This is a genomic window from Paenalcaligenes niemegkensis (genome assembly GCF_022230885.1).
Taxonomy (GTDB): Bacteria; Pseudomonadota; Gammaproteobacteria; order Burkholderiales; family Burkholderiaceae_B; genus Paenalcaligenes; species Paenalcaligenes niemegkensis.
Genome location: NZ_JAKGCT010000004.1, coordinates 1068551 through 1088806, shown reverse-complemented (window position 1 = coordinate 1088806; position 20256 = coordinate 1068551). Strand labels below are relative to the sequence as shown.

20 protein-coding genes and 1 pseudogene are annotated in these 20256 nt (G+C 50.7%); 16 read left to right on the top strand and 5 right to left on the bottom strand.

What is annotated here, in order from left to right:
* The first annotated feature begins 17 nt into the window (after positions 1-17).
* The 8 genes and pseudogenes from L1889_RS09270 to rarD all read left to right on the top strand — a co-directional run bounded on the left by L1889_RS09270 (position 18) and on the right by rarD (position 8097).
* Complete coding sequence (locus L1889_RS09270) at positions 18-1514, top strand: DegQ family serine endoprotease (RefSeq protein WP_238664890.1); 1497 nt, start codon at positions 18-20, stop codon at positions 1512-1514.
* Positions 1515-1645: 131 nt separating this feature from the next.
* Positions 1646-3439: a translation elongation factor 4 gene (lepA, locus tag L1889_RS09265; protein ID WP_238664889.1), complete on the top strand. Its 1794-nt coding sequence runs from the start codon at positions 1646-1648 to the stop codon at positions 3437-3439.
* Between the two features lie 18 nt (positions 3440-3457).
* Positions 3458-4342: a signal peptidase I gene (lepB, locus tag L1889_RS09260; protein WP_238664888.1), complete on the top strand. Its 885-nt coding sequence runs from the start codon at positions 3458-3460 to the stop codon at positions 4340-4342.
* Complete coding sequence (rnc, locus tag L1889_RS09255) at positions 4342-5100, top strand: ribonuclease III (RefSeq protein WP_238664887.1); 759 nt, start codon at positions 4342-4344, stop codon at positions 5098-5100. The genes lepB and rnc overlap by 1 nt, the downstream gene beginning before the upstream one ends.
* Positions 5097-5986: pseudogene (gene era / locus L1889_RS09250) on the top strand (GTPase Era). The gene rnc and the pseudogene era overlap by 4 nt, the downstream one beginning before the upstream one ends.
* Positions 5979-6566 carry a DNA repair protein RecO gene (recO, locus tag L1889_RS09245; protein WP_238664886.1) on the top strand — a complete coding sequence of 196 codons (588 nt, stop codon included), beginning with the start codon at positions 5979-5981 and terminating at the stop codon, positions 6564-6566. The pseudogene era and the gene recO overlap by 8 nt, the downstream one beginning before the upstream one ends.
* A complete protein-coding gene (locus L1889_RS09240; protein WP_238664885.1) occupies positions 6566-7201 on the top strand; it encodes a PIN domain-containing protein in 636 nt (211 codons plus the stop codon). The genes recO and L1889_RS09240 overlap by 1 nt, the downstream gene beginning before the upstream one ends.
* Positions 7201-8097 carry an EamA family transporter RarD gene (gene rarD, locus L1889_RS09235; RefSeq protein WP_238664884.1) on the top strand — a complete coding sequence of 299 codons (897 nt, stop codon included), beginning with the start codon at positions 7201-7203 and terminating at the stop codon, positions 8095-8097. The genes L1889_RS09240 and rarD overlap by 1 nt, the downstream gene beginning before the upstream one ends.
* A gap of 57 nt (positions 8098-8154) precedes the next feature.
* Here rarD and L1889_RS09230 read toward each other — a convergent pair whose 3' ends face one another.
* From L1889_RS09230 to L1889_RS09220, 3 genes are all read right to left on the bottom strand, one after another.
* Positions 8155-8865: a Bax inhibitor-1/YccA family protein gene (locus L1889_RS09230; RefSeq protein ID WP_238664883.1), complete on the bottom strand. Its 711-nt coding sequence runs from the start codon at positions 8863-8865 to the stop codon at positions 8155-8157.
* Between the two features lie 69 nt (positions 8866-8934).
* On the bottom strand, positions 8935-9372 hold the full coding sequence (locus L1889_RS09225; RefSeq protein WP_238664882.1) for a DNA polymerase III subunit chi: 438 nt from the start codon (positions 9370-9372) through the stop codon (positions 8935-8937).
* 2 nt (positions 9373-9374) lie between these two features.
* Positions 9375-10868: a leucyl aminopeptidase gene (locus L1889_RS09220; protein WP_238664881.1), complete on the bottom strand. Its 1494-nt coding sequence runs from the start codon at positions 10866-10868 to the stop codon at positions 9375-9377.
* Between the two features lie 51 nt (positions 10869-10919).
* Between L1889_RS09220 and lptF the strand changes: the two genes are divergently transcribed.
* From lptF to L1889_RS09205, 3 genes are all read left to right on the top strand, one after another.
* A complete protein-coding gene (gene lptF, locus L1889_RS09215; RefSeq protein ID WP_238664880.1) occupies positions 10920-12026 on the top strand; it encodes an LPS export ABC transporter permease LptF in 1107 nt (368 codons plus the stop codon).
* Positions 12027-12183: 157 nt separating this feature from the next.
* The gene (locus L1889_RS09210) at positions 12184-13128 is read left to right on the top strand and encodes a CysB family HTH-type transcriptional regulator (RefSeq protein WP_238664879.1); all 945 of its coding nucleotides are present in this window, start codon (positions 12184-12186) and stop codon (positions 13126-13128) included.
* Positions 13129-13341: 213 nt separating this feature from the next.
* Entirely contained in the window at positions 13342-13695 is a 354-nt protein-coding gene (locus L1889_RS09205; RefSeq protein ID WP_238664878.1) for a DUF2325 domain-containing protein, read from the top strand.
* An 86-nt stretch (positions 13696-13781) separates the two neighbouring features.
* Here L1889_RS09205 and L1889_RS09200 read toward each other — a convergent pair whose 3' ends face one another.
* On the bottom strand, positions 13782-14411 hold the full coding sequence (locus L1889_RS09200; protein ID WP_238664877.1) for a C40 family peptidase: 630 nt from the start codon (positions 14409-14411) through the stop codon (positions 13782-13784).
* A 343-nt stretch (positions 14412-14754) separates the two neighbouring features.
* On the opposite strand from L1889_RS09200, the gene L1889_RS09195 reads away from it, so the two are divergent.
* The 3 genes from L1889_RS09195 (at position 14755) to L1889_RS09185 (ending at position 17089) form a co-directional block, all read left to right on the top strand.
* The gene (locus L1889_RS09195) at positions 14755-16062 is read left to right on the top strand and encodes an MFS transporter (RefSeq protein ID WP_238664876.1); all 1308 of its coding nucleotides are present in this window, start codon (positions 14755-14757) and stop codon (positions 16060-16062) included.
* A gap of 149 nt (positions 16063-16211) precedes the next feature.
* Positions 16212-16607 (top strand): EamA family transporter, encoded by a 396-nt coding sequence (locus L1889_RS09190; protein WP_238665898.1) that lies wholly within the window; start codon positions 16212-16214, stop codon positions 16605-16607.
* Positions 16607-17089, top strand: coding sequence for a DMT family transporter (locus tag L1889_RS09185; RefSeq protein WP_238664875.1), 483 nt, complete (start codon positions 16607-16609; stop codon positions 17087-17089). The genes L1889_RS09190 and L1889_RS09185 overlap by 1 nt, the downstream gene beginning before the upstream one ends.
* Before the next feature lie 65 nt (positions 17090-17154).
* On the opposite strand, the gene L1889_RS09180 is transcribed toward L1889_RS09185, so the two are convergent.
* Positions 17155-18801: an electron transfer flavoprotein-ubiquinone oxidoreductase gene (locus L1889_RS09180; protein WP_238664874.1), complete on the bottom strand. Its 1647-nt coding sequence runs from the start codon at positions 18799-18801 to the stop codon at positions 17155-17157.
* A gap of 217 nt (positions 18802-19018) precedes the next feature.
* Here L1889_RS09180 and L1889_RS09175 point away from each other — a divergent pair, with 217 nt between their 5' ends.
* Both L1889_RS09175 and L1889_RS09170 read left to right on the top strand, forming a co-directional pair.
* A complete protein-coding gene (locus L1889_RS09175) occupies positions 19019-19462 on the top strand; it encodes an acyl-CoA thioesterase (RefSeq protein WP_238664873.1) in 444 nt (147 codons plus the stop codon).
* 81 nt (positions 19463-19543) lie between these two features.
* A complete protein-coding gene (locus L1889_RS09170) occupies positions 19544-20251 on the top strand; it encodes a CoA transferase subunit A (protein WP_238664872.1) in 708 nt (235 codons plus the stop codon).
* Positions 20252-20256: the final 5 nt, after the last annotated feature.

The window sequence follows — 20256 nt, the reverse complement described above, 5'->3', positions numbered from 1 at the left end:
TCATTCTAAGGAGTTTAATGATGCAGATCATTTGTGCAGGCTATAAAAAATTGGCTGGATCCCTTGCGGTTGCAACCGCAGGCTTTGCTCTCGCTTGTGCGGCGCCGGCAGTGGTGGCACAAACAGCAGAGGTCACGGCTCCTGCACCTGCAGTGGTGTTGCCTGACTTTTCCAGCGTAGTTGAGAAAACCGAAAAAGCGGTGGTCAATATTCGTACTACCGAATCAGTGCCTGTGCGCCAGGCAATGGGTGGGCCAAATGGCGATCCCTACGAGTTGTTTCGCTGGTTTTTTGGGCCTGACTTCATGCCTCCAGGCGCCACGCCCCCACAGCGTAATCCGGCGGTGCCTGCGCCAGAACAAAAAGAACGTATCGTGCCGCGCGGTGTAGGTTCGGGTTTTATTATTTCAGCTGACGGCTATGTATTGACCAACAACCACGTTGTTGCTGATGCCAATGATATTTTTGTGACCCTGACCGATGGAAAAGAGTACAAGGCCAAGGTAATTGGTAGCGATGAGCGTACCGATGTAGCCCTTATCAAGATTGAAGGAAAGGATCTTTCTCCGTTGCAGATTGGCAGCCCGTCAGAACTCAAGAAAGGCCAGTGGGTATTGGCGATCGGTTCACCCTTTGGCCTGGACTCCACCGTTACGGTCGGTATTGTCAGTGCTATTAATCGGGATACCGGGGATTACCTGCCATTCATCCAGACTGACGTAGCTGTTAATCCCGGTAACTCCGGAGGCCCCTTAATCAATCTTAATGGCGAGGTTGTGGGCATGAACTCGCAAATTATTTCCCGTAGTGGTGGTTTTATGGGAATTTCTTTAGCAATTCCCATCGACGAGGTCATGAATGTTGTAGAACAACTCAAAGCACATGGTAAAGTAACGCGTGGTCGTATTGGGGTGCAAATTACTCAGGTTAGCGATGATGTTGCCAAGGCCTTGGGCTTAAGTGATAACAAAGGTGCTTTGGTCAGTAATGTCGAAGCGGAAGGCCCGGCAGCAAAATCAGGCATTCGTTCCGGTGACGTTATCTTAAGCTTCGGCGACAAGAAAATCGAACAAATGAGCGATTTGCCACGCATTGTCGGAGCCAGCCAGCCGGGCGATAAAGTCGCAGTCAGTATCTGGCGCAAAGGCAAGACAGTAACAGTGCAGACCATCGTAGACGAGATGCCGGGTGCTACCACCGCCTCAGCTGCTCCCAGCCCTCAGGAAGCAGCACCAGCCACCGATCGCATGGGTTTGCGCGTGGGCGTTGTATCTGATGCAGAACGGGCGGCTTTGGGTATTGAAGGCGGTGTCAGCGTAGTCGAGGCAACCGGCGTCGCTGCCGAGGCAGGGCTTGCACCAGACGACCTTATTGTTCGCGTAAATGATCAAGACATTACCAGTCCCGATCAATACAAAAAAGTAATTGATGCTTTGGATAAATCGAAGGCGGCAGCACTATTAGTGGTGCGTGGCGGCAACTCTCAGTGGGTTCTGGTCACACCTTCGAAATAAAGTCCCTTAATAAGGCTAAAATAGTAGCCATGCATACGGGGGCGCCCTGAGCGCCCCTTTTTTGTTGTCGTATAGTCAATATGCGACTGCGCGTTTATTCCTATTAACAGGTAGTTTTCTTTTTCTGGTCTATGGATCACATCCGCAACTTCTCAATTATTGCTCACATCGATCACGGTAAATCCACACTAGCCGATCGCTTAATTCATCGTTGTGGCGGGCTAGAGGATCGTGAAATGTCTACCCAGGTTCTGGATTCGATGGATATCGAACGAGAACGGGGAATTACGATTAAGGCACAAACTGCGTCTCTGCAATACAAGGCGAAAGACGGTAAAACCTATAATTTAAATCTGATTGACACACCCGGACACGTCGACTTCTCATACGAGGTTTCTCGTTCTTTGTCGGCCTGTGAGGGTGCGCTGCTGGTGGTCGATGCTTCACAAGGCGTTGAAGCTCAAACCGTAGCTACGTGCTATACCGCGATCGAGCAAAACCTGGAAGTCATTCCGGTACTCAATAAAATGGATTTGCCCTCGGCCGATCCAGAGGCTGCCCGCCAAGAGATTGAAGATGTCATTGGCATCGATGCCTCTGAAGCCATTCCGGCCAGCGCTAAAACCGGAATGGGTATAGACGAGATTCTTGAGTCCATCGTGCGAAATGTGCCAGCGCCCGTCGGCAATGTCGACGATCGTCTGCAGGCGCTGATTATCGACTCGTGGTTTGATAACTACGTAGGCGTCGTGATGCTGGTTCGTATTGTCAATGGCCAGCTCAGGCATAAAGACCGCGTTCAGCTGATGGCCAATGGTGCCACGCACCACTGTGATCAGATTGGTGTTTTCACTCCCAAGGCTACCCCTAAAGACATGCTGTCTGCAGGCGAGGTCGGCTTTATCGTCACCGGGATGAAAGAGCTTGAGCATGCCAAGGTAGGCGATACGGTTACGCATGCCGCCAAGCCCGCTGCTGAAGCCTTGCCAGGCTTTGTTGAGGTCAAGCCACAGGTTTTTGCCGGCTTGTATCCGGTAGAAAGCAGTGAGTACGATCAGCTGCGCGAGTCGTTGGAGAAGCTCAAGCTAAATGATGCCTCCCTGATGTTTGAGCCCGAAGTATCGCAGGCTTTAGGTTTCGGATTCCGTTGCGGGTTTCTTGGCTTGTTGCACATGGAAATTGTGCAAGAACGTCTTGAGCGCGAATTCGATATGGACATCATCACCACAGCTCCGTCGGTGGTGTATGAAGTGCAGCGCAATGATGGCGAAATTCTCATGATCGAAAGTCCGTCGCGTATGCCTGAAATCAGTCATATCGCAGAAATTCGCGAGCCTATCGTGGTGGTGACGTTGTTAATGCCACAAGACTACGTAGGTCCAGTCATGACCTTATGTAATGCCAAGCGCGGCGTACAAATGAACATGACGTATTTAGGCAGGCAAGTCAGCCTGGTTTACGAGATCCCCTTGGCTGAGATCGTGATGGATTTCTTTGACCGGCTTAAATCGGTCTCACGTGGCTATGCCTCAATGGACTACGAGTTCAAAGAATACCGGGCTGCCGAGGTAGTCAAGGTCGACATTGTTATTAATGGCGACCGTGTGGACGCGCTTTCCATGATCGTGCATCGCTTGAACGCACGTTATCGTGGTCGCGAAGTCGTCTCTAAAATGCGCAGTTTAATTCCTCGTCAAATGTTTGATATTGCGATTCAGGCAGCAATTGGCGCAGAAGTCATTGCACGTGAAAACGTTAAGGCTCTGCGCAAAAACGTTCTGGCCAAGTGTTATGGCGGCGATATCTCGCGCAAGAAGAAGCTTATCGAGAAACAAAAAGCAGGTAAGAAGCGCATGAAGCAGGTGGGTAACGTTGAAATCCCGCAAGAGGCGTTTCTGGCGATTTTGCAGGTCGAAGACAAATAATAACTACTGAGGTAAACAATGCGCTGGGACTTTGCCCTGATCTTATTTATTTTGCTGGTAATCACCGGCGCAATTTGGTTTTGGGATCGGTTTTCCCTGGCTCCGCGTCGTCGACAGCGTGCACGTGAAGCGATGGGAGCCATCCGGGATGAGGCTGGTGCTAACCCGCTCCAGACCGAGACCTTACGTAAAGAAGCCTACGCCAAAGCAGTACGTATGCCGTGGTGGGTCGAGTATGGCGTCAGCTTCTTTCCAGTGATTTTATTCGTTTTCGTATTGCGTTCGTTCATTTTCGAGCCTTTTCGTATACCTTCGGGATCAATGCTGCCTACTTTGCAGAACGGCGACTTTATCCTGGTAAACAAGTACGAATACGGCGTTCGCATACCGGTCATTAATAAAAAGATTATTAATGTTAATAATCCAGGTCGCGGTGACGTGCTGGTGTTCAGGTATCCGGTCGAGCCAGGCATTGATTACATTAAACGCGTGGTGGGCTTGCCCGGCGATAAAATTGATTATCGCAACAAAGCCCTGTATATCAATGGTACAGAAGTCAGTCAGGTTCGTAGTGGTGACTTTTTTGAGCCTGATCGTACCGTCTATACCGGCCGCTATCTAGAGCAGCTTGGTACGGTAGAACACAGTATTCTTCTCGACAAGCGCGGAATGCAAAATTACATGCCTATTGTGCGTTTTCCGTACAATGAGAACTGTGAATATACAGGCTCAGGGGTCAGCTGCACTGTTCCTGAAAACCATTATTTTGTAATGGGCGATAATCGGGATAACAGCCTGGACAGTCGGTATTGGGGTTTCGTTCCTGACGAAAATGTAGTCGGACGAGCGTTTTTAATTTGGATGAACTTTAGTGAACCCAGTCGTATAGGGCGGTTTCAATAATGTCGCGCTTGAAAAAACTCGAACAGGTAATCGGCTACCAGTTTCAGAATCCGGCATTGCTGGAGCAAGCTATTACCCATCGTAGCCACAGTTCTCAGCATAACGAACGTCTTGAGTTTTTAGGTGATTCAGTATTGAACTTCGTGGTGGCTTCGCTGCTGTACAAGCGTTTTGTCCGTGTGGACGAAGGCGATTTGTCGCGTCTCAGAGCCAACCTGGTAAAACAGGCTACGCTGGCCGATATCGCTCAACGCATGGCGTTGTCAGACTATCTGCGACTCGGCGAAGGTGAGCTTAAAAGTGGTGGCTTCAAGCGGCCATCTATTTTGGCAGATGCTTTAGAGGCCGTTTTTGGCGCGGTTTATCTGGATGGTGGTTTCGAGTCAGCTGAATCTGTGGTGGCGCGCCAGTTTGACCCTTTATTGGTTGATGTAGATCCCAAGACCTTGGGCAAAGATCCCAAAACGCTATTACAGGAAATGCTGCAGGGCCGGCGACTGGATTTACCTCTTTATATCGTTATTGCAACACATGGTGCTGCGCATAGTCAGGTCTTTGATGTCGAATGCCGTATCGAAAAACTCGATATCACTGTTCAGGCCAGCGGCAATGGCCGCCGGGCGGCCGAGCAGGCAGCAGCGCTGCAGGCTATCGAATTGCTAACTACCCAGTTTCCCGTGCGAGCGTCACGACAGTCCCGTCGTCAGCGGCAGCCGCAGCTCAGCTTACCCGTTGCAGTAAATCAGGAGAACAAATGAGCCAGGAAGAATTTCGTTGCGGTTTTGTGGCCGTGGTGGGACGCCCGAATGTGGGTAAGTCTACGCTGACCAATGCGCTGGTCGGCTCCAAAGTCTCCATCGTTTCACGTAAAGCCCAGACTACCCGCCACCGCATTCATAGTGTGTTGACACGTGACCATGAGCAGTTTGTCTTTGTTGACACACCCGGCTTCCAGACCCGTCATGGTGGTGCCATGAATCGCATGATGAATCGTGTGGTGACTCAGACGCTGGCCGATGTCGATGTGGTTGTACACGTTGTCGAGGCGGGAAAATGGACCGAAGGCGATGCGCAATTATTGCCGTTGCTTCCTAAAAAGGGCACTCTATTTTGGTTATCAACAAAATAGACCTTTTTAAAGATAAAAGTGATTTGCTTCCTTTTATTGCCAAGCTCAGTCAGGAATACGAATATGATTCTGTCATTCCCCTCAGTGCCGCCCGCGACATGCAACTTGACGTCTTGCTCGATGAGATCGCGAAGTGCCTGCCTGTGGGCGAAGCCATGTTCGAGGCCGACACATTAACTGACCGATCGATGCGCTTTATTGCCGCCGAGCTTATTCGTGAAAAGATCTTTCGTCTCGTTGGTGACGAACTGCCTTACAGCTGTACGGTCATGATCGAGGAATGGGAAGAAAACGAACAGGGCGCGCGTATCGCAGCATGTGTGCTGGTCGAACGAGACAGCCATCGTCCTATATTGCTAGGTGCCGGTGGAGAGCATATGAAGCGTATTGCCTCCGAAGCACGTCAAGATATCGAACGCATGCTTGAGAAGCAGATCTTCTTGGACGTCTACATTAAAGTTCGCAAAGGGTGGTCTGATCGCGACGCATCGCTGCGCGAGCTGGGGTATGAGTAGAAGGCGTCAACGAGTACACAACGAACGCGCTTATGTACTTCATTTCAGTCCCTGGCGCGAAACCTCGTTGGTGATTCAGGTCTTCAGTAAAGATTATGGTTGTCTCCCTTTGGTAGCCAAGGGGGCAAAAAGGCCTCACTCCGCACTAAAACCAGTACTGTCGGTCTTTCAGCCCCTGGCACTGGGCTGGACAGGGATGAATGAAGTCAAGACGCTCACTCAGGCAGAATGTGCTGGTATTCACCCGCTCGCAGGCCGAGCCATGATGTCAGGCTGGTACATGAACGAATTGCTGTTGCGCCTGTTGCCACGTGAAGACCCTCATCCTTTGCTTTTTGAGGCTTATGAGCTGACGCTTCAGCAATTGGTGGATGACCCTCGCAGCGCTCCGATGGCGTTAAGGCGCTTCGAATGGATATTGCTTCAGCAGATTGGTTACGGTCTGGATCACGAGACGCCTGACTTTAGCGACCCGGACCTAGAGCCTTATTTGCGCACCTTGCTCCGAGAGCGTCTTGATCACCATTTGGGACGGCCATTACGTACTCGTGATGTACTGATGGATTTACAGCAATTTTAATGGCACCGGTGTCTGCCTACTCTTCAAGCGGCAGTCGCGAAGCGCCTGGCTTGGTGCTGGTGCTGGATGCCTGTGTCCTGATTTCCAATGTACTGCGTCATCTTTGCCTGGGCCTGGCTCGTGAAGGTATATTCATGCCCGCCTGGAGTGCCATCATCGGAGATGAGTGGGCACGCAATGCGTCAAGGCTGTGGCAAGTTCCGGTCAGCGACTTGCACAAAGACTGGAGCGATTGGCAGCATGAGTTTCCGCTCGCCGATCAGGCTGATGTGCAGACGTATAAGGTGGGGCTTAAATACAGCGACCCTAAAGACTGGCACGTGATTGCCGCAGCCCGTGCTGCGCAAGTCGCGTTTCCTGGGTGCAATGTACATATATTGACTAAAAACGTTAAAGATTTTAATCGTTCCGAATTAAAACGGCTGGGGCTTTCTCTGTTACTGCTGGATGCGTTCCTGGATGGCATCTTAGCGGGCCGCGACGCTCCCGTCATGATGCGGCTGCTGGCAGATATGCCCGGGGCGCTGAAAGCCCCTGATAAGCCCCCGCTTACCGTCGAGGAGCTGCTCAAGCGTGAGCGCTTGTTCTGTTTGAACCGCAGCTATCAGCGTCGGCTTCTTTCTGAAGGTAAATAATGAGAAAAGGTATTGGCCTTTCGGTCGGTGCATCGGTATTGTTTGCAGTATTGTATTACTACGCAACTTTGCTTAAACCTCTGGAAGGCACAGAAATATTTGCGTGGCGGGTGGTTTTGGGCGTTCCTGCCCTGGCGCTGGTGATTACGCGGTTGAAGCGCTGGTCTGAGGTCCTGCTTGTACTTAAGCGTATGCTGCGCGACTTTCGTTATCTGTTATTGCAGCTGGCTTGCTCAGTGCTGTTTGGCGTGCAGTTGTGGTTATTCGTTTGGGCGCCTCTGCATCAAAAGGCTCTAGACGTTTCGATGGGCTATTTCTTGCTTCCGTTAATGATGGTTTTGGCTGGTCGGCTGATCTATAAAGAAAAGCTTAGCACCATGCAATGGATAGCTGTGACTTTCGCAAGTTTGGGGGTCTTGCACGAGCTACTTCAAAGCTATTCGTTTTCATGGGCAACGGCTTTGGTGGTGTTTGGCTATCCACCGTATTTTGTGCTGCGCCGTTTCCTTAACGTAGGCTCCCTGACATCACTGTTTTTTGATTTCGGATTTTTGCTTATACCTGCAGCGTATATCTTGCTGAGCCAGGAGGTTTCCTTTGTGCAGCAGTTCGGCGAAAACTGGAGCTTGTATTGGAAAGTGCTGCTGTTCGGAATCATTAGTTCGGCTGCATTATTGGGTTATTTGACAGCCAGCCGTTTATTGCCTTTGGGCTTGTTCGGTATACTGGGTTATGTAGAGCCTGTTCTTTTGTTCTGGGTTGCCTTCCTGCTGCTAGGTGAGCCGGTGCAGGCACACGACTGGTTTACCTATATTCCTATTTGGATAGCGGTGCTGCTGGTGGCCACTGAGGGCTTTATTGCATGGCGAAAAAGCGCTGCTAAAGGTAATAGATAAAAAAACGCTCCGGTCAGTAAAAAATTAACCGGGGCGTTTTTTCGGCTGAAAACGTGTTTAGTCGCTATTGCCGCCAAAAATGCCGAGCAACATCAATAAATTGCTGAAGATGTTGTAGACACTAAGGTAGACACCAAGAGTGGCTGTGATGTAGTTGGTTTCACCACCACGCATGATGCGTTGCAGGTCTACTAGCAAAAATGCCGAGAAAATCGCGATAGCAAGAACGGATACCGTCAGCATCAAGGCCGGCATCTGCAAAAAGATATTTGCGATGGCAGCCACAATGATGATGACTACGCCGGTGAGCAGAAATTTCTGCATACCGCTGAAGTCGCGCTTTGCGGTAGAGGCTACGGTAGCCATGGTTGCGAATACGGCCCCGGTGCCGCCAAAGGCTAGCATAATCAGTTGCGAACCGTTATTCATGCCCAGCACAAAGCCCAGCATGCGTGAAAGCATAACACCCATAAAGAAGGTGAAAGCCAGGAGCAGCGCTACGCCTAGTGAGCTGTTCTTGTTACGCTCGATTAAGAACATCAAGCCAAAAGCACCTACCAAAAATAGCATGATGCTCATGCCGGGGCTTGCGCCCATGGCTTGATTGATGCCTGTACGCAAACCGACCATGGCGCCCAGAACAGTGGGAATCATTGAAACGGCAAGCAGTAAGTAGGTATTGCGCAAAACTCGGTTTTGCGCAAGTTGAGATTGTTTGCCTATTGAGCCGGAATGCTCAGGCAGGCTTGAATGACGAAAGTCGCTCATGATGCATCCTTCAACGCAGATTAATAAGAGTAAGATTAACTGACAACAAGCTGAACAAGCAAATTGTTTTTAACTTGCCAACTGATGTGCGCGTACTTCATGACCGTTAGATTGATATTGTCGCCAGCGGTTCCGTGCTGCTTCACGATCGTCAGCGTCTTGTGAAACTATTTCGAGAATACGTTCAAAGCGATCGGCGTTCGGTGGATAGACAGATGACAAATTCAGTAGCCATGCGGGTTCTTTTCCCGCCAGGCTGAGCTTGGGATCGGGATCCCGCTGGCACAGCACTATAGGAGTACTTGAGGCCAGGCTATCGTCTGCCCGCACATGCGGGACGAACGCGGTCGGCTCGAAACCCCAAAGCAAATGATCAAAGCGCGATAACTGCCGGGCGTCATCTATATAAATAATAAGGCGACGCCCGCCTAAGTATTGCTTGCGTACCACATCACACGCAGTACGCAAGCGATCAGGCGCGCCAAATGCAAAGTCGACGCGTCCCATGCTTAATGACTTTGCTTGAGCAAGAACTCTACCAATAATGGAACAGGCCTTCCGGTTGCTCCTTTATCTTTGCCACTGCGCCATGCTGTACCTGCTATGTCGAGGTGAGCCCAGCGGTAAGCCGAGGTAAAGCGCTGTAAAAAGCAAGCCGCCGTAACGGCACCGGCAGCAGGACCACCGATATTGGCGATATCGGCAAAATTTGAGCGTAGCTGCTCTTGGTACTGGTCATCGAGCGGCATACGCCAAACGCCATCGCCACTGGAGCGAGCTGCTTGCAGCAAGTCTTCGGCCAAGGCATCGTCCGGGCTGAATAAGCCCGTATTAACGTGACCCAGCGCGACGACGCAAGCTCCGGTCAGGGTTGCCATATCGATGACGGCAGAGGGCTTGAAGCGCTCTGCGTAGGTTAGTGCATCGCACAGTACCAGACGGCCTTCGGCATCGGTGTTAAGAATCTCAATGGTTTTTCCAGCCATGCTTGTGACGACATCGCCTGGCTTGTTCGCCGATCCGCTGGGGAGGTTTTCGCAAGAGGCGACCAGGCCGATAACTTCTCGATCTAGTTCGAGTTCTGAAATGGCCAGCATGGTACCAAATACGCTGGCAGCGCCGCCCATGTCGTATTTCATTTCATCCATGTTGGCAGCGGGTTTTAGAGAAATACCACCGGCGTCGAAGGTAAGACCCTTGCCAACCAGAACGATAGGGCCGTCATTGTCGGACGATTTCTTAGCGGGCTTGTGTGTAAAGATAATGAAAACAGGTGGCTGCTCTGAACCTTTGGCTACCGAGAGGAAGGAACCCATTTTCAAGGCTTCCATTTGCTTGCGCTGTAATACTTCGACCTTCAGGCTCGGGTATTGTTTGGCCAGCTTCTTGGCCTCATCGGCCAAATAGGTAGGTGTACAAATGTTTGGCGGCAGGTCTGCCAGTAAACGGGTAAAATTGGAACCCTTTGCAATCGCTGCGCCTTCTTGCAAACCCTCTTTAGCTTCGCTGGACTGAGTGCGGGAAGTCCATATGGCGAATTTCTTAAGGGCAATAGGGTCGGCTTTTTTGCTTAGGGTAGCGTCAAATCTGTAGGTATTTGATATGACAGCCTGGGCTGCAGCCTTGCTGCGCTGGCGCAAGGTGGTGCCGCTGCAATCAATGCTGCCGAGTGCCGATACGGCTTCTTTAAGGTTTGCCTGAATGCAGTACTGAGCAAAGCAGTTTTCAGCGGTAGCATGAACACGGGCAGTGTATTTCTCTTGTTCGCCCAGCCCCACCAGCACAATGCGCTCGGCTTTGACGCCCGTTAAATTTCGTAATACCAGGTGCGAGCCGGCCTTGGCGTTAAACTCACTTTTTAAGGCAATACGAATAGCTCCGTCGCTGGCACGATCAATCATGTCGGCAGCGGGGGACAAGACGTTGTTACTAAATACCCCCACGGCCACAGCTGCAGTCTTAATTTGATGCAAAGAGGCCGAGGTTTGTGTGCTAAATTCCATACGATTTTCCTATTAATGCAGGCGATAACTCGTTAACTTGCCTATTATCTCATGTCTCTATTTAAACGTAGCGTTGTATCCGAAATTCTCAGTCATGCAGGGGTGGTTCTTTCCACTTTACTCATTGTATGGTTGAGTGTATTGCTGGTGCGCCTGGTGGGTGAAGCGGCCAATGGCAGTATTGGCGCGGACGTTGTTATGGGTATGGCATTGTTCTCAACAATTACCGCCTTACCGGTTATTCTATCCGTTTCTCTGTTTATTGCAGTATTAACTACCGTTACCCGTAGTTTTCGTGATTCCGAGATGGTGGTCTGGTTTGCCAGTGGCTTGTCTTTGCGCAGTTGGATTTCGCCAATTCTGCGCTGTGCCATTCCAGTGGCTATTATTATTGCGCTTTTGACCTTCTTTGCGTCGCCATGGGCGTATCGCCAGATATCCGAATATCGCCAACGATACGAATTGCGTTCCGACCTCAGTAAAGTAACAGCCGGACAATTTGTCGAGGTCGAGGAAGGAGCTCGTGTATTCTTTACCGAAGAACCTACAGAAGAGGGCGATGAGCTCGGCAATGTGGTCGCCCGGGTCATAGATCCCCAGTGGTTTAGCGTGATAACAGCCCAAAGTGCACATGTGGAAACCGAAGAGAATGGTGATCGTTTTCTGGTTCTTAGCGAAGGGCATCGTTACGACATGAAGCCACAAAGTCCCTTGTTCCGTATTACTGATTTCGAACGCTACGGTGTACGCCTTGAAAGCCGGGACGATCAGGGGTCTGCCGAACAAATACGGCTACAGGCCGAGCAGCAGATTAAGGCACGGCCTAGTCCCCAATTATTAAGTGATGGTACGGATCAGGCATTTGCGCAGTTGATGTGGCGCTCTGCTTTACCTGTTGCGGCACTGAATCTGGCGTTGCTGGCCATTCCCTTGGGGGCAGTGAATCCTCGTATCGGAAAATCCGGAAATATGCTGATGGCAGGGCTGCTCGCCCTGTTATATATGAACCTTATTAATTTGTCGCGCGGTTGGATTTCCAACGGAGATTTGCGTTTTTCAATTGGAATCTGGCTGGTACATGCGGCTTTTGCCGGTCTCATGTTTGGCATGTTATGGCATAAGATGCGTATCAAGGCGCCTCAACCGCTAAAACACTAGAAAGAATAACCCGGCCATGACTTGTCAGGGCCTGTGCTCAGATAGCATTTTGATGCGCACACCTATGGCTTAGCTTTGATCTTTCTATGTATATAGCCAAATAGAATATATAGCGCCTTTCTTATTCCATATAATCGGATTCTACAAGGGGCTATATATGAATCTTCAGCAATTCCGATTTGTGCGCGAGACTATTCGTCGCAACTATAATTTAACCGAAGCAGCTCGTTCACTTTTTACTTCGCAGCCGGGCGTTTCCAAAGCCATCATCGAGCTCGAGGACGAACTCGGTATCAAGATTTTTGAGCGTCACGGTAAACGCATTAAGGGTCTTACGCGTCCGGGGGTAGCGGTTGCCGAAGTCATTGATCGTATCATGCGCGAAGTCGATAACTTGAAACGGGTTAGCGATGATTTTGCCAAAAATGATGAAGGTTCATTGGTCATTGCGTGCACTCATGCACAGGCACGCTATTTATTACCCAAGGTAATCCCCGAGTTTCGTAAACGTTTTCCAAAAGTGCATATGTCGCTGGCTGAAGGTAATCCTCCACAGCTGGCACAGATGGTATTACATGAGCAGGCCGACGTAGCGATCGCCACCGAGACTTTGGCGCAGACCCCGGGTCTGGTTGCCTTGCCAGTCTATGAATGGCAACACACGATCGTGGTGCGTCCAGATCATCCTCTGGCCGAGCTGCAGACTCAGGCGGCCAAGAATATCAGCCTGGAGCAGCTGGCTGAATACTCTATCGTTACCTACGATCAGGCCTTTTCAGGCCGCAAGTCTATCGATGAAGCTTTTGAGGGAGCGGGGGTTACGCCAGATATCGTGCTTGAGGCTATCGATGCCGACGTGATAAAAACCTACGTCGATGTAGGTCTGGGCATTGGTATTATTGCTGGGGTAGCTTTTGATCCGCGTCGAGACAAAGGCCTGGTCGGTTTGTCCGCCGGACACCTGTTCGGAACCCATCAGACACGTGTGGCTATCAAGCAGGGTACTTTCCTGCGTGATTACGTCTATGTGTTGCTTGAAATGCTGGCTTCAGACTTAACCCGCGAAGTCGTGCAAGAGGCTCTGGATAGCGAGCCTGGTTAAGCTGGCTCGCTTTCTCCAGCATGGCAGTACCAGAGAGTGATAACCTCTCTTTAAGATGATGCCCAGCTGCGTTCAGGCTGGGCTTTATTTTTAGCAAAATATGCCGCGTAACGAGGTTGAATACAATCGTCATATATTTATACAAAGAAGTTGATTGACAACGCTAATGAGAATGATTATCGTTTAGTCTGATTTTCAATCATTGGAGGATATATGTCTAATCGGGTGAGCGCAATTATCGTAGGGGCAGACAGGTTGGGAAATATTCCAGCTGTGCTTGATCTGCATAATATTAAAGTGAAGCAGCACATTAGTGGACGAGACCCTTCACACCAGAAAAAATCATTGCAGCTTCCGTCTGGTACCGAGCTATTAATCTTGTTAACCGATTTTTTAGGGCATAACGTCATGAAGACCTTCAGGTCGGCAGCGCAGCGCTCTGGCGTCCGTGTACTGGCCTGCCGCAGGTCTGTCTGCAGCATTAAGCAGGCGCTGGCACAAGAAGGTTTCTGCGAGGTATGCCCCTACAGCAAGAAAGCTGAACCCGCGGCGGCGACGCTGCAGTAAACGGATTATCAGGATGGTAGACTGTCACAAAAAAACCCAGTGCTATCACACTGGGTTTTTGCTTGGCGGGGCGGTGAAATTAAGCTTTAGTTGGCCGTGGCCAAACGACGGGCCCCGTTGTAGCGATTTTTCCAGTAGGCAACGGTCATGTCTTCCACACGGACAACAGCTCCGGTACGAGGAGCGTGAACGAATTTGTTGTCCCCCAGGTAAATACCTACATGCGAGAAGCGGGCGCCTCGTGTATTAAAGAACACCAGATCACCTTCCTCAAGCTGCCCACGCTTTACCGATTCGCCTTCTTTAGCCATTTGCGCTGATTGACGAGGTAGCTTCAAACCTAAGGATTTTTCTGCAACGTAGCTGACCAGCCCGCTGCAATCAAAACCGGTGCTTGGGTTTTCACCACCAAAACGATATTTAACCCCTAAAAACGAGAGCGCTGTATTGGCAAAGATATTTGCAACACCTGAGTCCTGGGAGCCTGATTGGGCAGACCGGTTATTGCCATAGGAAATTCGGATATCGCTTTGGGAGCGATTTGCTAAATAGGCGCCAAGCGGATCAGACTGGGTACGATAGCTGTAATCGGTGTTGAGTTCGGAAAACAGGTCGTCAAGTGCCGCGTGGTCGGTGTTTGAGCCGGTGGAGGCACAACCCGTTAGCACCAAGGCAACGCATAATGGCCCCAGGCGAATTATGGTGGATGCAGACAATGTGGATTTCAAGCGATGGTAAAATCGATGGTGTGGTGGCATGGTGTTTTAAATTACTGTTATAGCCTGCTTGATGCAGCTGAAAGACGCCTATTGTTTTTTATAGGTAATTCAAAAAAATTAGCGATTTTTAGCTGAAATTACGAGTAGCGGGGCGTTACATCGTGCAAATTTAACAATATTCAGTGACCGAGTGTACCTAAGGAATCCTTTGCCGTAAACCTCAAACAGCCCATTAGTATGTAAATTATGCATATATTGTCGGCAGCCAGCTAAAGTTCGCCCGCCACCGCTGTTTCACCGTATTATTTATCGGCCTAAGAACACCTCACCGGCGGTACACATGCAGAAGCAACCAGTAAAAAATTCAACTTTTAGTGCCGCCCTCAGGGCTGACGTATCAAAGCGTGAGCTCTGGGCATGGGCGATGTATGATTTTGCAAATTCGGGCTACACCACAGTGGTTCTGACTACTGTTTTCAGTGCCTATTTTGTAGGGGTGGTGGCTGCAGGAAAGACCTGGGGCACACTGGCCCTGACCATGGCACTTTCCTTTTCCTATCTGCTGGTTATGCTCAGTATGCCGACGCTGGGAGCCAGAGCGGATACCCGTGCGAGAAAAAGACACCTATTATTTAGCAGTACCGTAGGTTGTGTAATAGCGACCATGCTCTTATCGCGTTCCGTTGGGGACGACATTGCGTGGGCGCTGAGTTTCATTGTGATTTCAAACTATTTTTACTGCGTAGGTGAATCTGTTATTGGCGCATTTCTACCTGAAATCGCTAAACCCGAGGCCTTGGGCCGAGTATCCGGATGGGGCTGGGGCTTTGGTTATTTTGGGGGAATGCTGACTCTTGGCATTGCGCTGTTTATTGTGACGCGCGGCGAGGCGCTTGGCCAGACGGCTGAGCAATATGTGCCACTGGTTATTTTATTGACGGCAATTGTGTTTGCTCTAGCAGCAGTACCCTCATTTTTATGGCTAAAAGAGCGCTCGCCGGCGAGCAACCTGCCGGTGGTCGGGGTGTTCAGGCGTTTAGGCCTGGCCTGGAAGGAAACCCGGGATCATTTTCCGGACTTAGGTAATCTGTTAATTTGCGGCGCTTTTTATCAGGCCGGTATTGCCGTCGTTATTACCTTGTCTTCCGTATATGCAACGCAGGCTATGGGTTTTACGATGAGCCAGACTATGTTGCTGGTATTTACCGTTAATATTGCGGCAGCCATAGGGGCGATGGTATTTGGGCATGTGCAAGACAGGCTGGGACACAAGCTGGCTTTAGGAATAACGCTTGTGGGATGGCTGCTGATGGTGGGGCTGGCTGCTTCGGCTACCAGTACAACGCAGTTCTGGGTTTCGGCTGCTGTTGCCGGTTTGTGTATAGGCAGCAGCCAAAGTGCAGGACGAGCCATGGTGGGCGCCTTTACCCCTGAGAAGCGTTTAGGTGAATTCTATGCATTATGGACATTCTCCATACAGCTGGCAGCGGTTGTAGGGCCACTTTGCTACGGTCTTGTGTCCTGGCTCACCGAGGGTAACCATCGTTTGGCTTTGGGCTTTACCAGTATTTTCTTTATTGCGGGTTTAGTCATGCTTTGGCGTATCGATTTTAATCGGGGCATGGCTCAGAAGCTTCGAGCAGCCTAGAGCTGTTTATTCCGCAGTGGCTCGTCATGGCTATGAGCCCTGACGAGTTCGGGCAAGGGTAAACTGCTGCACTGCATTAGTGTTCGATTTTATTTTTTATTCTCTAGTGACGGCTTGTGTCCGCATTTTTCTTCAGGAGCGATTTCTTGGTGTTCAATAATTCGGAGCACGGTGCCTTGACCCTGATGGGCACGACCATCCTGTTGTGGAGTTTCAGCTGGATCGTAATGAAAGCGATGGGGGATTATATCGGGCCTGTGGATCTGGTTGCTGCCCGCTATACCATCGCCTTTGTTTTCTTGTTTGCGATTCAGCTCTATAGGCGTGTTCCGTTTTTGCTTCCGCCGTTTTGGTTATGTGTAGGAATTGCAGCGTTTCAAGCGGTAGCCTTTCAGGTGTTGTCTCAGTTTGCCCTCATGCGGGGTGGGGCCGGTCATGTTGTGCTGCTGGCCTATACCATGCCCTTTTGGACGGTTCTTTTGCCTGGCTATTGTTGGGAACCAGACCCGGTTTTAGGCATTGCCTGGCATTGGGGCTTGGGCTGATGGGTTTAGTGCTGGTCTTGAGGCCTTGGGAAGGGCTGGGGGACATGGGTGCTTCGCTGCTTGCTTTACTGTCTGGCGCCAGTTGGGGCTTGGGTGCTGTATTGTCTAAAATCATGTTCGATCGCTATAAACCCAATATTCTGAATCTTACCGTTTGGCAATTGTTATTAGGCGCAGCCATCACGCTGCCCCTTGCGTATCTAATCCCTCAGCGCGAAATCGTATTCGGCGTGCCGTTATACGTGGGCTTGGCTTATATGGCGCTGTTGGCATCGGGCCTGGGCTGGCTGCTGTGGCTAAGCGTGATCCAGAGGGTGTCGACAACGGTAGCAGGCATGTCCAGCCTTGGGGTGCCCGTGCTGGCAATTATGCTTGCCTGGGCGATCCTCGGCGAGGAGCCAGGAGGATTCGATCTGGCGGGCGTCGGCTTAGTGGTAATGGGGTTGGTCGTGATTAACTGGCCGAGCAGAAAGCGTAGATAGCCAAAAAATGGCTATTGGCGAATTAGAAAAGGCCATGGTGCAGTCTGATGCCCCATGGCCTTTATTTACATGCCGCTGTAGACGGGGCCTTCGCCGCCTTGGGGAGGAACCCATACAATATTTTGCGCGGGGTCCTTGATGTCACAGGTTTTACAATGCACACAGTTTTGCGCATTGATCTGTAGTTGATCGGCACCGGAGGAGTCTTTTACAAATTCGTAAACGCCTGCGGGACAGTAACGTGCTTCAGGGCCGGCATATTTAGCCAGATTCAAGTTCACGGGGACAGTGGGGTCTTTAAGGGTCAGGTGTACTGGCTGATCTTCCTCGTGGTTGGTATTGGAAATGAAAACTGAGCTCAGCTTGTCAAAAGTGAGTTTCCCGTCGGGCTTTGGGTAATCGATACGGGCGCATTGGGCGGCGGGCTGCAGGCTGGCGTGGTCAGGCTTGTTGTTTTTCAGTGACCAAGGCATTTTCCCTCGCAATACCAGTTGCTCGATACCTGTCATTAGCGTGCCGACGGTACGACCTTTTTTGAACCATTGCTTAAAGTTGCGGGCCTGATTGAGCTCATCGTGTAACCATGACTGTTCAAACGCGGTAGTGTAGGCATGAAGCTCATCGTGTTCGCGATTGGCAGTCAAGGCGTCAGCAATCGCATCGGCAGCCATTGAACCGCTTTTAATGGCAGCATGGCTGCCTTTAATGCGGGCAGCGTTCAAAAAGCCCGCTTCACAGCCGAGCATGGCACCACCCGGAAAGACAAACTTGGGCAGCGAAAGCAGCCCGCCTGCGGTTAATGAACGAGCGCCATAGGCGATACGTTTGGCTCCCTCGAAGGTTGGGCTGATATGGGGGTGGGTTTTATACCGCTGAAACTCTTCAAACGGAGAAATCCACGGGTTTGCGTAATCCAGGCCAACCACCAGGCCTACAACCACGATGTTGTTATCTAAATGATAAAGAAAGGAGCCACCGTAGGTGTCTGAGTCGAGCGGCCATCCGGAGGTATGCAAAACCAGCCCGGGCTGTGAGCGAGAGGGATCAACTTCCCACATTTCTTTGATGCCGATTGCATAGCTTTGTGCATTCCGGCCGGCATCAAGCTTATGTTTCTGAATCAATTCACGGCCTAGATGCCCGCGCGACCCTTCGGCAAAGAGTGTGTATTTAGCCAGAAGCTCCATACCCGGCTGGTAGTGCGAAGTATGCGATCCGTCGCGTGCCACGCCCATGTCGCCGGTGACGACCCCGCGCACGGCGCCATCATCGGTATAGAGCAAGCTGGCGGCGGCGAAGCCGGGGAAAATGTCAACACCCAGGCTTTCTGCCTGTTCGCCAAGCCATTTGGTGACTTCACCCAGGCGTACGATGTAATTGCCATGATTTTTAAAACAGTCAGGCAGCATCCACAGCGGTGTGCTGCGCGAGCCTTTTTCACTGAGGAACAAGAGTTTGTCTTCGTTGACCTCTACGGTCAGGGGCGCCCCTTTTTCTTTCCAGTCGGGGATCAGCTCGGTCAACGCTTTAGGGTCCATCACGGCGCCTGACAAGACATGAGCGCCGATTTCCGCACCTTTTTCGAGCACACAGACGCTGATTTCCTGATTGCTCTGGCTGGCTCGTTGCTTGAGTCTGATGGCTGCAGCCAGACCTGCGGGGCCGCCGCCCACAACAACGACGTCGTATTCCATCGATTCGCGTTCAGACATGCGTGATGCTCTCCGTATAAGATATTTTTTATGAGGGTTCATCGCTAAGCGTAGATGAACCGAAGCATGGTAACTGTTAGTGTTTCACCTATTGTAGAACAGCATCAACCCGATAGAGAAACGTCCTTCCCTTCTAGTGGTCTACACTAAAGAAAAGGCCGCCATGGATGGCTATACTATCGAGTGACAATGCTACTCTCTATAAAGGCAATAGCTCATGAATCAATCAGATCAGATCAAGGCGATTCTTGGTGCTGAGTTTAGTTGTGAAGTGGATGTGCGCTGGGGCGATCTTGATGCGTTAAATCATGTTAATAACACGGTTTTCTTTCGCTATTTTGAAGAGGCCCGGGTGCAGCTTTTTGGTCAGATGGGGGTTATTATGCCAGCTGAACGAGGAGGGGTCCTGGTGCATGCATCGTGTGATTTCATGAGGCCCATCCTGTATCCGGCCACAGTGGTTGTGACACTGGTGCTAGAGCATATTGGCAAAACAAGTCTGGGGCTGGGCGTAAAGATTTCCACGCTAGCAGAGCCCGATGTGATATTTGCCAAGGGCAAAAATGTCATGGTTTCTACAGACCGTCAGGGGCAGCCTTTGCCGTGGACTGCACAGGATCTGCAGAATATCTCGCAATGCTTTAGTCTCGCCGCACAGTGATAATAGATGGGTGTTGCCAACCGAGACTGCATCATTGCAGAAACTGAACAATAAGTGCTAATAACTTTTAAGGAACCTGGCATGAACAAAGTGTATCTAAGCGCAGCCGAAGCCCTGGCGGGAGCCGTTGCAAAGGGGCAGACCATTGCAGTGGGTGGTTTTGGTTTAAGCGGCATTCCGGAGGCACTTATTGCCGCATTGCGCGACACGGGTGTTAACGGCCTGACTTGTATCAGTAACAATGCAGGGGTTGATGGTTTCGGACTCGGGCAGTTGCTTGAGACGCGACAAATAAAAAAAATGATCGCTTCATATGTAGGCGAGAACAAAGAGTTCGCGCGTCAATTCTTGGCAGACGAGCTCGAACTCGAATTCACGCCTCAGGGCACGCTGGCTGAAAAACTGCGTGCCGGGGGCGCTGGCATACCTGCCTTTTTCACAGCAACAGGGGTAGGTACCGTCGTTGCCGAGGGCAAAGAGGTCCGTGAAATCAATGGCAGGCAGTATGTGCTCGAGCACGCCTTGGTACCCGATGTTTCATTGGTGAAGGCGCAAGTTGCAGATCGAAGCGGTAATTTAATCTTCAGAAAAACGGCTCGTAATTTCAACCCTGATGTAGCTCGCGCCGGAAAACTTACCATCGTTGAGGTCGAGGAGGTTGTAGAGAACGGTGATCTCGATCCCGATCACATTCATTTGCCCGGTATTTTTGTACACCGTATTGTGGTGAACGCCAATCCCGAAAAACGTATAGAGCAGCGCACCGTACGTAGCGCAGCAGGAGGCTAATCATT